10 protein-coding genes and 1 pseudogene are annotated in these 12,157 nt (G+C 47.5%); 9 read left to right on the top strand and 2 right to left on the bottom strand.

All coding sequences use genetic code 11. The features are described 5' to 3' along the window. Together AC1DN5_RS17770 and corA are read right to left on the bottom strand one after the other, a co-directional pair. Complete coding sequence (locus tag AC1DN5_RS17770; RefSeq protein ID WP_366970054.1) at positions 1 to 648, bottom strand: hypothetical protein; 648 nt, start codon at positions 646 to 648, stop codon at positions 1 to 3. A gap of 64 nt (positions 649 to 712) precedes the next feature. Further along, positions 713 to 1,672 (bottom strand): magnesium/cobalt transporter CorA, encoded by a 960-nt coding sequence (gene corA, locus AC1DN5_RS17765; protein WP_366970053.1) that lies wholly within the window; start codon positions 1,670 to 1,672, stop codon positions 713 to 715. Positions 1,673 to 1,778: 106 nt separating this feature from the next. Here corA and AC1DN5_RS17760 point away from each other — a divergent pair, with 106 nt between their 5' ends. The 9 genes and pseudogenes from AC1DN5_RS17760 to lpdA all read left to right on the top strand — a co-directional run bounded on the left by AC1DN5_RS17760 (position 1,779) and on the right by lpdA (position 12,082). Beyond that, positions 1,779 to 2,642 carry a DNA-3-methyladenine glycosylase family protein gene (locus tag AC1DN5_RS17760; RefSeq protein WP_366970120.1) on the top strand — a complete coding sequence of 288 codons (864 nt, stop codon included), beginning with the start codon at positions 1,779 to 1,781 and terminating at the stop codon, positions 2,640 to 2,642. A gap of 144 nt (positions 2,643 to 2,786) precedes the next feature. Further along, positions 2,787 to 4,187 carry a 23S rRNA (uracil(1939)-C(5))-methyltransferase RlmD gene (gene rlmD / locus AC1DN5_RS17755; RefSeq protein WP_198698554.1) on the top strand — a complete coding sequence of 467 codons (1,401 nt, stop codon included), beginning with the start codon at positions 2,787 to 2,789 and terminating at the stop codon, positions 4,185 to 4,187. 481 nt (positions 4,188 to 4,668) lie between these two features. Further along, positions 4,669 to 4,968, top strand: coding sequence for a YfzA family protein (locus tag AC1DN5_RS17750; protein WP_327816156.1), 300 nt, complete (start codon positions 4,669 to 4,671; stop codon positions 4,966 to 4,968). 580 nt (positions 4,969 to 5,548) lie between these two features. Continuing rightward, positions 5,549 to 6,532, top strand: a complete 984-nt coding sequence (locus tag AC1DN5_RS17745) for a tRNA dihydrouridine synthase (RefSeq protein WP_045925467.1) — start codon at positions 5,549 to 5,551, stop codon at positions 6,530 to 6,532. 189 nt (positions 6,533 to 6,721) lie between these two features. Continuing rightward, positions 6,722 to 7,174: a DUF6884 domain-containing protein gene (locus AC1DN5_RS17740; RefSeq protein WP_327816155.1), complete on the top strand. Its 453-nt coding sequence runs from the start codon at positions 6,722 to 6,724 to the stop codon at positions 7,172 to 7,174. A gap of 272 nt (positions 7,175 to 7,446) precedes the next feature. Then, a pseudogene (locus tag AC1DN5_RS17735) lies at positions 7,447 to 8,467 on the top strand (thiamine pyrophosphate-dependent dehydrogenase E1 component subunit alpha). After that, entirely contained in the window at positions 8,452 to 9,480 is a 1,029-nt protein-coding gene (locus AC1DN5_RS17730) for an alpha-ketoacid dehydrogenase subunit beta (protein ID WP_016936747.1), read from the top strand. Before AC1DN5_RS17735 ends, AC1DN5_RS17730 begins: the two are co-directional and overlap by 16 nt. A gap of 14 nt (positions 9,481 to 9,494) precedes the next feature. Continuing rightward, entirely contained in the window at positions 9,495 to 10,688 is a 1,194-nt protein-coding gene (locus AC1DN5_RS17725) for a dihydrolipoamide acetyltransferase family protein (protein WP_366970052.1), read from the top strand. A gap of 14 nt (positions 10,689 to 10,702) precedes the next feature. Further along, entirely contained in the window at positions 10,703 to 12,082 is a 1,380-nt protein-coding gene (gene lpdA / locus AC1DN5_RS17720) for a dihydrolipoyl dehydrogenase (RefSeq protein ID WP_016936745.1), read from the top strand. Positions 12,083 to 12,157 lie beyond the last annotated feature (75 nt).

Genomic DNA, 12,157 nt, shown 5'->3' with positions numbered 1-12,157 from the left:
TTATTGTGCTGTGTACAGGCTTGCCACTTTCAGTTCTGGGTCTGATGACCAGCCGGAATCTGATGCGGCTTTCCCCTTATGAAATCCGGTAAACCGCGTCTTGATGATTGTTTTTGAACGGGGCTTTACTGTGAACGTTTTGGATTTGAATGTGACGCCTTTTAAGTCCTCAGATAAGTCCGGCGTGACAGAAATCGCTTGTTCCCCTTTTCCGTAGTGATTGACATAAAGCGTACAGCTCATGCTCGCTCTTTTTCCCTCAATGAAATGGCTGCATTCGCTGCGGTGCTTCAAATATTCGACAGCCTCTTTTTCGGGCGCGAATTGTTTTAAGGAAAAAGCGGCATATTCGGTGGCGGGGCTGATACCGGAAGCGGCCCCCATACTGAGAAAGATCAAAAACAGCCCTGCCGCGGGAAGCGTCCGCCTGAACGCGGCGGCACACCAGATTAACGCCGCAAAGTAAAGGACGACCCCGGGAATGACGGAGATATGGGCTCCGTCTTCAGACCAGGGAGAAAAGCCGAGTGATTCAAAGATGTAATCAGACATCGTACAGCCGTTATACAGCGGGGCAATGGAGACGACACAAAAAAGCAGGAGGACAGAAGAAATGGTTTTATGAGAAAGCATGATAACGGCGCACACCTCTTTACGTTTTTTTCCAACATATCATGTTTTCTCAAAAAAAAAGAACAGCCGGCAGCCGTTCTTACTTGAAAATATTAAACCAGCCTTTGCGGGCGAACCAAAACAGCATGGCGGCCACAAGAACGGCCATGACGCCCAAAACGATAAAATATCCGTATTTCCAGTGAAGCTCGGGCATGTTATCAAAATTCATACCGTACACCCCCGCGATGAACGTCAGCGGTATAAAGATGGTCGAGACGATGGTTAATGTCATCATAATGGCGTTCATCCGGTTTGAATTCAGCGTTACGTAACTGTCCCGCAGATCTGACGTCATATCACGGTTTGACTCGATCAGCTCAGCGAGTTTTAACAGGTGGTCATAAATATCGCTGAAATAAGCCTTCGTTTCACGGCTTTCTTTTACATGGTCAAGGCTCAAAATCCGGTACATTAAATCGCGCATCGGAATGATCGTCCGTCTCAGGTTCAAAAGATCAGTCCGCAATTCAAACACTTCATTCATTAAAGTGCCGTAAGATTTATGTGTTCTGCTGTCTTCAATCTCATTCAGCCGGTCTTCAATTTTGTACAGCACAGGGAAATATTCATCGACAAGCTGATCCATAATCATATAAGTGATATGTCCGGGCCCTTTTTTGGCTAACCCCGGAGAAGCGAAAAACCGTTCTCTCACCCTTGAGACACCGGGCGATTCGTGTAAATGGAAGCTGACGATGAAACGGTCGGACTGAAAGATGTCCACCTCTTCCATTTCCAGTGTGTCCGGGTTTAAAGCGTGGAGCACATAAAAACGGTAGCCGTCATAGTGGTCGATTTTCGGCCGCTGCATGTGCTGAAAGCAATCCTCGATCGCAAGCGGATGAAAATGAAAATAATCCCGCAGCAGCTCGGTTTCATCATTCTCGGCGCCGAAAAAATCAACCCAGTACCATACAATGTCCGGTTGTTCTGTACGTGATAGGGGGATATTATCTAATATCTCATTATGTGTTGTGATTGCGGTTATATGTATCATAAACAACCCTCCGCCTGCCATTATATCATGCGGCGTTATGAAGAAAAGTATACGAATTGCCGCCGGGCCGCTTCATGATATACTTGGACAAAAAGGGGTGGAGCATATGTGGGAGGAAACGGTTTCGGTCACGCCGCCGTATCATTTTGATAAAGTGCTTGAAAGGCTGTCACTCGATCCGCTGAACGCGGTCGATCTTAAAGCAAGATCAATCAAAGTGCCGCTCAGAACACGGGACAGCAAACTGTCCGTCATCACGGTTCAAGCGGAAGGCACCGCCGCAGATCCAGTTTTTCTCGTCAGCGGAGAAAGTGACCGCGAGGAGATGATTGAACGGATCAAACACATTTTTCAGTGGGAGCAGCCGCTTCAGCCGGTGCTTGATCATTTCTCAAAAACAAATCTGTCGGCGCTTTTTGAGGAGCATGCGGGAACCCCGCTCGTCTTAGAATATGACGTCTACAACTGTCTTATGAAATGCATCATCCACCAGCAGCTCAACCTGTCCTTCGCTTTTACGTTAACGGAACGGTTCGTCCATGCCTTTGGTGAACAAAAAGACGGCGTCTGGTGCTATCCCGAACCGAAAACGATTGCGGCGCTTGATTATCAGGACTTGCGGGAGCTCCAGTTCAGTATGAGAAAAGCGGAATATGCGATTGACATTTCACGGATGATTGCAGAAGGAGCGCTCAATCTGGCGGAACTTTCCCATCTATCAGATGAAGACATTATGAAAAAGCTGATCACCATCAGAGGCATCGGGCCGTGGACCGCCCAAAACGTCCTCATGTTCGGCCTTGGCCGCCCGAATCTGTTTCCTTTGGCGGACATCGGCCTGCAAAACGCCGTCAAACTCCGCTTCGCCCTTGAGGATAAACCGTCAAAAGACATGATGCTCCAGGTAAGCAGCGAATGGGCGCCGTATTTAAGCTATGCGTCCTTATACTTGTGGAGAAGTATTGAATGAAAACCGCTTTGATCATTTTTTGGAAACTTCCAATGAAAAACATGAAGGAACCGCCGGCTGCATGTTATACTGAAAAGATGCGGTATTTCAAATCAGCCGTTTTCCCATGAGGAAGGCTTTATATAGAAACGGAGAGAAAAAAACGTGAATCAACATCAAAAAAAGGCGCCTGCCGAATTGAAAATCGGACAGACATTTCCGCTGACCATCAAACGTCTCGGCATTAATGGAGAGGGCGTCGGTTATTTTAAGAAAAAGGTTGTCTTCGTTCCCGGCGCTCTGCCCGGCGAAGAAGTCGTTGCCGAAGCGACAAATGTGCAGCCGAAATTTTCAGAAGCACGCGTCAAAAAAATCCGCAAGCCGTCTGAACACCGCGTCACACCGCCATGTCCGGTCTATGAACAGTGCGGCGGCTGTCAGCTTCAGCATCTGGCATACACCCAGCAGCTTCGCGAAAAACGCGATATCGTCATTCAATCTTTGGAACGTCATACGAGATTCAATGCCGAAGAAATGAACATTAAAGAAACGATCGGAATGGACAACCCGTGGAATTACCGGAACAAAAGCCAGTTCCAAGTCGGACGCTCGCAAAGCGGCAGCATCATTGCCGGCTTATACGGACTTGACTCCCATAAAATTGTTCCGATCAAGGAATGCATTGTCCAGCATCCGGCGACAAACAAAACAACGGGTATCGTCCGCCGCATTTTGGAAAAACACAACGTATCTGTTTATAACGAACGGACCAAAAAAGGCGATGTCCGCACGATCGTGACGAGAGTCGGTTTTGAAACAGGCGAAGTGCAGGTCGTGCTTGTCACTGCGAAGGAGACACTGCCGAATAAAGACGAAATCGTCAAAGCCATTCAAAATCGTCTGCCGGAAGTGAAATCGATTATTCAAAACATCAACGGCGCACGCACATCCGTCATTTTCGGTGACAAAACAAAAGCGCTGGCCGGAAGCCATGCCATTCAAGAAGTGCTTGGCGACGTGTCATTTGAACTGAGCGCCCGCGCTTTCTTCCAGCTCAACCCTGAGCAGACGGTCAAGCTGTATGACGAAGTGAAAAAAGCGGCGCAGCTGACCGGAACAGAGAAAGTCGTTGACGCGTATTGCGGCGTCGGTACGATCGGCATGTGGGTCTCAAGCGGTGCAAAAGAGATCCGCGGCATGGACGTCATTAAAGAATCAATTGATGATGCGAAGAAGAACGCTAAAAAACACGGCATCAAAAACGCGGCATATGTCACAGGAACAGCCGAACACTGGCTCCCGAAATGGACGAAAGAAGGTTTCCGTCCTGACGTGGTCATCGTCGACCCGCCGAGAACCGGCTGTGACAGAACATTTTTAGACACCATCAAAAAAGTAAAACCGAAACGCTTCGTCTACGTATCCTGCAATCCTTCCACACTGGCCAAAGACTTGCAGGCGCTCTCGAAAGACTATCGCGTCGAATATATTCAGCCTGTGGATATGTTTCCGCAGACGGCTCATGTGGAAGCAGTAGCGAAGCTTGTGTTGAAATCGTCTCACTAAAATTAAACAATTTCTCATCAGATCTGGATTTCGGCAGAATGAACATTGCCGATTTCCGGATCTTTTTCATGTGCGGATTATTATTTTAACTGACGAAAAGAGTTGAAAAAACGTGAGATAAGCGAATGAAAACAGCTAATGTCGAGCAGAAAAGCATGGGAATAGGGTTCGGCAGGAAAAGTACATCGTAAGAGGGAAGAGATTTTACTACTCCGAAAGTACCGGCATAACTCTATCCAGTTCTCAAATCCGTTATATCGGCAGCCAATAATAAAAATTGATCGTTTCAAAAAAGAATTTTATAACAGTTAAAACTCTAACACTTATCGTTCGATGATAATCATTGAAGGTTGGAATTAAAACAGTTCACATACAGACTTATGAAAGTGGTGAGAAAAGAAGTTGGCACATCTGCTGCTTCATAATATAATGATTTTAGATGCAAACTTAGTAAAAAAATGCAGAAAAGGAAACTGGTTAAATGGATAAAGTAAACAAAAAACGAACGTTATATAAAAGAAGTTGGTTTCTCACGGTTTTGGCATTTTTAGTTTCACAGCTTTATTTTAATTTTGTAGAATTAACGGGATGGGGTCCTAAGTATAGAGAAATGAATGGATTCCCAGCAAATATAGTTGAACTGGATTTCTTTCAAAAATATCTTTCATTCTATGATAATCCATGGTTTAATATTGTCACTGTTTTCTTGGGGGTTTACACTGTTATACAAATCATCACAGGTATAAAAAAGGATATTCGAAAAGTAGACTGCGGAACTTAGTCAGCAGTCTATTTTATTGGTTTTGGATCAGGATTACCAAATCGAAACCTTATCCAAACATATATAGATGATTTCTGGCGACGCCTTATAAATGTTGCAGATATTTTGTTTATAAGTAATAACTTTAAAACTAAAATGTTATAAAGATATTGACATATGGCCAATTATTTTGCATTGGTAATAGGGAGAACTCATATGATATTCTATTTAGGCTGGAATCCTTTTTATCCAAAAAGTTCATAAGTAAGGCCGCTAAGAAAGATGAAGGTCAGCGCTAATATGAATAAACGACAATATAAAAAATAGGTGTGGATCATCATCACACTTTTTCTCTTAGAGGTTAAGGAGTTTGACTGAGTTGATCCGAAATGAACGATATGAGGATAACTATAGCGATAGTCTATTACGTTAACTCTCAGTTTGCTTTTTCACTTTTTCACGTGTAAAAAGTGAAATGTTCAAAATTTACTATCGTTTGATAAGAAATGCTTTCGCGTGCTATAAGTGTAAAAGGAAAGCATGGTCAGTTTTTTAATAAATGATGCAGCCGTATTCCCTAATGAAAGGATATGAATTTGTTATGATAGATAATTTCTGGCGTGAATTGCCGCGGCCATTTTTTGTACTGGCGCCAATGGAAGATGTGACGGATGTCGTTTTTCGCCATGTTGTGAGTGAAGCTGGCAGGCCTGATGTGTTTTTCACAGAGTTTACAAACTCAGAAAGCTATTGTCACCCGGATGGGAAGGATAGTGTGCGCGGCCGTTTGACTTTCACAGAGGATGAACAGCCGATGGTAGCCCACATATGGGGAGATAAGCCTGAAAACTTTCGCCAAATGAGTATTGGGATGGCGGAATTAGGGTTTAAAGGGCTGGATATCAATATGGGCTGTCCAGTGCCTAATGTGGCGGGGAACGGAAAAGGAAGCGGCCTGATCTGCCGTCCTGAAGTTGCAGCCGAATTAATACAGGCAGCAAAAGCGGGAGGACTGCCGGTAAGTGTGAAGACCAGACTTGGCTACACGGATGTAGACGAATGGCGCGGCTGGCTGACACACGTATTGAAACAGGATATTGCTAACCTTTCCATTCATCTGCGTACCAGAGCGGAAATGAGCAAAGTAGATGCGCATTGGGAGCTCATCCCGGAAATCAAGAAACTTCGTGACGAGATAGCGCCAGATACCCTTTTGACGATCAACGGGGATATTCCTGACCGGGAAACGGGGTTAAAGCTTGCCGAACAATACGGTGTTGACGGGATTATGATTGGACGAGGCATTTTTACAAATCCGTTCGCCTTTGAAAAGGAGCCGAAAGAGCATAGCAGTAAGGAATTGCTTGATCTTTTGAGACTGCATCTGAATCTTCATGATGAATATTCAAAAGAAGAAGCTAGAGCATACAAACCGCTCCCTCGCTTTTTCAAGATTTATCTCCGCGGATTCCGGGGAGCAAGTGAATTAAGAAATCAATGCATGAATACAAAGTCAACAGATGAAGTGCGTGCATTGCTCGATAACTTTGAGAGAAAGTATCTTGATGGGATGGAGCAAGTGTGACATAAACAATTCCTCATCCGGCCCGGATTTCAGTATGAATTCCGGGTCTTTTTGTGTGCAGCCTTTACCCCGCCTGCACCCTGATTACAGAAAGCAGATCTATGTCCCGTTCCCCTGACGTTTTATCATGCGTAAATCAGCAGATAATGGTACATTGATATGAGAAACTGCATAAAGGGGGAGAGAAAAATGAAACGACTGTGCATTATCCCCTGCGGCAAGAAAAAAATCTGGGACATCAATCCGGATACAGGGCCGGTAAAGGCGGAGGACGCCTATCTCAGCCCGTTTCATCAGGCATGCGGGCGATACGCGAAAGCTTTTTTCGATGAGTGGGTGATTTTGTCGGCAAAGCACGGATTTCTTTGTCCGGATGATATGGTTCCTGAAAATTACGATGTCACTTTTGGAACCGGTCATCCGGAGATCATGGCAGCGGAGGAGCTGCAGCGCCAATTTTGTGAAAAAGGCTTTTCTGACACCGTTGAAATTGTCATGCTTGGCGGGAAAAAATACCGAAGCGTCCTAAACGCCGTCATCGGAGAGCATCAGCATGTCAGCTGGCCACTGTCATCGTACAAAGGCATTGGCTACATGCTTCAAGCGCTGAATAAGGCTCTAGAAGAAAAGCATGAACTGTAACAGCCATTCAGACAAGCAGCGCAGAAGTATGAAGCTGGTAAAAGATTTCCGAGGAAATAAATACGTCGATCATTGTCAAAGACCGGGTGATGTCCGGTCTTTTTTGTATACCTGAAAACGAGACAAATGGATATAGATCGAGACAAAATGAGACACCTGTATCAAACTGTCTCGCAGTATAAAATAAAAACATTGATTTTACGGGCTTTAAAAGCTGGCACACTTCTTGCATTTATAAATATGAACCCTAAATAGAAGGAGGCGCACAAAAAATGGAATTGTTAAAACGGGAAGGCTTGTCATTAACTGAGGAGAAAGCGCTGTGGATGTACCAAAAGATGCTGGAAATCAGGGGCTTTGAAGACAAAGTCCATGAACTGTTCGCGCAGGGAGTGCTTCCAGGATTCGTCCATTTGTATGCCGGTGAGGAAGCGGTAGCTGCAGGGGTGTGCGCTCATTTGAATGACGGAGATAGCATTACAAGCACACACAGGGGACATGGCCATTGTATCGCCAAAGGCTGTGATCTGGATGGTATGATGGCGGAAATATTCGGGAAAGCGACCGGACTGTGTAAAGGCAAGGGCGGTTCTATGCACATTGCGGATCTGGATAAAGGCATGCTCGGCGCAAACGGAATTGTAGGCGGAGGATTTACGCTTGCCTGCGGATCAGCGCTGACAGCTAAATATAAAGGGACTAATAATGTAAGCGTTTGCTTCTTTGGAGACGGCGCAAACAACCAAGGTACGTTTCATGAGGGGCTCAATCTGGCGGCTGTATGGAATCTTCCTGTCGTGTTTATCGCGGAAAACAACGGCTACGGAGAAGCGACGCCGTTTTCGTACGCGTCGGCCTGTGATTCTATTGCCGACAGAGCGGCGGCTTACCGGATGCCCGGCGTAACTGTGGACGGAAAAGACGTGCTGGCCGTTTATGAAGCCGCAGAAGAAGCGGTCACGCGGGCGAGAAACGGCGGAGGGCCGTCATTAATTGAATGCATGACTTACAGAAATTACGGCCACTTCGAAGGAGACGCCCAGACGTATAAGCCGAAAGAGGAAAAGACGGATCACTTAGACCGTGATGCAATCAGCGCTTTTAAAGCATATCTGCTTCAGGAAAAGACAGCGGAACAAAAGCTCGCCGATATTGAAAACAATGTGAAACAAGCGGTTGAAAAAGCGGTTTCTTTCAGTGAGAAAAGTCCGTATCCGAGCGAATCTGAGCTTCTGACTGATGTGTATGTGAGCTATTAAAAAAGGGGGAATGTTGAAATGGCAAGAATCGTGAGCATGTCCGATGCAATCAATGAAGCGATGAGACTTGCGATGCAAAGAGATGAAAATGTGCTGTTAATCGGTGAAGATGTGGCCGGAGGCGCGGATGTCGACCATTTGCAGAATGATGAAGCATGGGGCGGCGTGCTTGGTGTGACGAAGGGGCTTGTTCAGGAATTCGGGAGAAGCAGGGTGCTTGATACGCCGATTTCTGAAGCGGGTTACATGGGAGCGGCCATGGCTGCGGCCTCTACCGGACTCAGACCGATTGCCGAGCTGATGTTCAATGACTTTATCGGAACCTGCTTTGATCAGGTGCTTAATCAGGGGGCGAAATTCCGCTATATGTTCGGCGGGAAAGCCCAAGTGCCGATTACAGTGCGTACGACTTACGGAGCGGGTTTCAGAGCGGCCGCCCAGCATTCTCAAGCCATGTATGCTCTGTTTACGAGCATTCCCGGACTGAAAACCGTCGTCCCTTCAAATCCGTATGATGCAAAAGGACTTCTTCTGGCTGCGATTGAGGACAATGATCCGGTGTTCTTTTTTGAAGACAAAACGTCCTACAGCATGACGGGCGAGGTGCCTGAAGGATATTATACGATTCCGCTCGGCAAAGCCGATATTAAACGCCAAGGCGGCGATGTGACACTTTTTGCAGTCGGCAAGCAGGTGAATACGGCGCTGGAAGCCGCGGAAGAGCTGTCGAAAAAAGGGATCGAAGCAGAGGTGCTTGACCCTCGCAGTCTGTCACCGCTTGATGAAGAGGCTATCCTTGCGTCACTTGAAAAAACAAACAGGCTGATCATTATTGATGAAGCCAATCCGCGCTGCAGCATTGCGACAGACATCGCGGCGCTTGCTGCGGATAAAGGCTTTGACCTGCTGGACGCACCGATAAAACGAATCACGGCTCCGCATACGCCTGTTCCGTTTTCACCGGTCTTAGAAGATATCTATCTTCCGGCGCCGGCCCGTATCGTAAATGAGACGCTTGAGCTTTTAGGAGAACCTTTGGCGTATTAAAGGAGGGATAAAGAATGGCTGTAAAAGTAGTGATGCCAAAGCTTGGAATGGCGATGAAAAAAGGTGAAGTATCCGTCTGGAATAAAAAAGTCGGCGACCCGGTTGAAAAGGGAGAAAGCATCGCCAGCATCAACTCTGAAAAAATAGAAATGGACATTGAAGCGCCTGAAAGCGGCACGCTTCTTCATATTAAAGTCAAAGAGGGAGAGGGAGTCCCGCCGGGAACGGCCATCTGTTATATCGGGGAAAACGGCGAAGAAGTTCGGGAAAAAGAGACACCGGCGCCTGAAAATGAAGAGAAACCGCAAGCTGAACCTGAACATATTCCCGCTCCCAAAGCCGGGCAAAAGCGGAAACACCGCGTGAAAATATCTCCCGTTGCCCGAAAAATGGCCGAGAAAGCCGGATTGAAAGTTGATACGCTGAACGGGACGGGTCCCGGAGGCCGAATTGTAAAAGCTGACGTCATCAAAGCCATGAAGACGGAAGCTGAACCGCAGTCTTCGGTTCAGATGGCACAGCCGGAGGGAAAACCGGCTTCAGCGATGAGAAAAGTGATTGCAGACCGAATGCACAAAAGCCTGCAAAACAGCGCCCAGCTGACGCTGACCATGAAAGCCGACATTACAGAGCTGTTGAAATGGCAGCGGCAGCTCGCCGACAGTGCGAAAAAGCGGAGCGGTGTTAAACTGACGGTCACACATTTCGTATCCCGGGCCGCGGTGCTTGCGCTGAAACAGCATCCTGAGCTGAACAGCTCTTATCAAGAGGAGCGGATCATCACCTATCCATATGTCCACCTCGGGATGGCGGTTTCGCTTGAAAACGGCCTCGTCGTGCCGGTGATCCGGGATGCGGAAAAGCTTTCATTCCTTGAGCTTGCGGATCACATCAGCACATCTGCACGGCGGGCGCGGGAAGGCAATGCTTCCGGCGATGACCTTCGCGGATCGACATTTTCTATTACGAATCTCGGGGGTTACGGAGTGGAGCATTTCACCCCGATCCTAAACCCGCCTGAAGCCGGTATTCTCGGAGTAGGCGCAAGCTATGAAACGCCGGCGTTCAAAGGAGATGAGCTTGTCAAAAGCACCATCCTGCCGCTGAGCCTTACTTTTGATCACAGAGTATGTGACGGCGCCCCGGCTGCGGACTTCCTGAAAACAGTCAAAACATTGCTTGAAGAGCCTGCCGGATTGATTTTATAGAGAGAGGTGAAGAAATGAAACTAGCCATTATCGGCGGCGGGCCGGCCGGATATGCAGCAGCCGTGACTGCCGCGCGGAGGGGAGCAGAAGTCGTCCTGATAGACAAAGGACCGCTCGGGGGTACGTGTCTCAATGAAGGGTGCATCCCGACAAAGTCGCTTTTGGAAAGCGCAAATGTGCTTGATAAAATCAGGCACGCAGATACATTCGGCATCGAACTCCCGCAAAACATTACACTCAATTGGGCCCGCATGCAGGGGCGCAAACGGCAAATCGTCAGCCAGCTCGTGCAGGGAATTCAATACTTAATGAAAGCAAATCAGATTAAAGTCATCCGCGGGACTGCTTCATTTCTCACAGATCAGACGCTGCTGATTGAAGAAGAAGAAGGCGCAAAAGACATTCTGGAAGCGGACCGGATATTGATTGCATCCGGATCTGAACCGGCGGAGCTGCCGTTTGCCCCTTTTGACGGCAATTGGGTGATCGACAGCAAAGATGCGCTTTCTTTGCAGCACATTCCTTCCTCTCTTCTCATTGTCGGAGGAGGTGTAATCGGTTGCGAGTTTGCATCTTTATTCAGCCGGTTTAAAACGAAAGTAACGGTGATTGAATCGGCTGACAGGCTGCTCCCGGCAGAAGACGGAGAAATCGCGGCCGCTTTTGAAGACTCTTTAAGAGAGAGCGGGGTTGATATTCAGACGAAAGCCGCCCTACAGCGGATTGACAGAGAAAGGAAAACTGCTGTGTGGACACAAGACGGCAAAGAAATTGAGGCCCGGGCTGATCACATTCTGGTTGCAATCGGCAGAAAACCGCGTTTGCAAAAGCTGAACATGGAGCAGGCAGGCATCCTGTATTCTCCGCGCGGCATTGAAGTCAATGACCATATGCAGACAAACGTGCCGCATATATATGCATGCGGCGACGCGGCCGGAGGAATGCAGCTGGCGCATGCCGCTATTCATGAAGGCATCACCGCTGCTTCGCATGCCACGGGAAAGGACAGCAAAGTCGATATGCGGGCGGTGCCCCGCTGCATTTATACATCGCCGGAAATGGCAGCTGTCGGACTGACGGAAACGCAGGCGAGAGAGAAATACGGAGACGTAAAAATCGGAGAATGCTCATTTTCCGCTAATGGAAAAGCGTTAATTAAACATCAGCACGGCGGCAAAATGAAAATCATTGCCGAACCGGAATTCGGAGAAATCGTCGGCGTGTCAATGATCGGGCCGGACGTAACGGAATTGATCGGCCAGGCGGTCATGCTGATGAACGGTGAAATGACGGCGGATATGTCAGAGCAATTGATCGCCGCGCATCCGACTCTTTCGGAAACGCTTCAGGAAGCTCTGCTGAATGTCACCGGACTTGCGGTGCATTCCGTTTAGCCGGGATACCCTTTCTCAGACTGAGAAGGGGTATTTTTTATTGAAAGCGCTTTACTTTTCCCCTACAATATATGA

This window comes from Bacillus sp. 01N42_2, from assembly GCF_056399565.1.
This window is presented reverse-complemented; position numbering and strand designations above follow the sequence as displayed.

Excerpts from the sequence above, each read along its gene's own strand:
- corA (WP_366970053.1), bottom strand. The coding sequence starts at position 1,672 with ATGATACATATAACCGCAATCACAACACATAATGAGATATTAGATAAT.
- AC1DN5_RS17760 (WP_366970120.1), top strand. The coding sequence starts at position 1,779 with ATGTGGGAGGAAACGGTTTCGGTCACGCCGCCGTATCATTTTGATAAA.
- AC1DN5_RS17750 (WP_327816156.1), top strand. The coding sequence starts at position 4,669 with ATGGATAAAGTAAACAAAAAACGAACGTTATATAAAAGAAGTTGGTTT.
- AC1DN5_RS17745 (WP_045925467.1), top strand. The coding sequence starts at position 5,549 with ATGATAGATAATTTCTGGCGTGAATTGCCGCGGCCATTTTTTGTACTG.
- AC1DN5_RS17740 (WP_327816155.1), top strand. The coding sequence starts at position 6,722 with ATGAAACGACTGTGCATTATCCCCTGCGGCAAGAAAAAAATCTGGGAC.
- AC1DN5_RS17730 (WP_016936747.1), top strand. The coding sequence starts at position 8,452 with ATGGCAAGAATCGTGAGCATGTCCGATGCAATCAATGAAGCGATGAGA.
- AC1DN5_RS17725 (WP_366970052.1), top strand. The coding sequence starts at position 9,495 with ATGGCTGTAAAAGTAGTGATGCCAAAGCTTGGAATGGCGATGAAAAAA.
- lpdA (WP_016936745.1), top strand. The coding sequence starts at position 10,703 with ATGAAACTAGCCATTATCGGCGGCGGGCCGGCCGGATATGCAGCAGCC.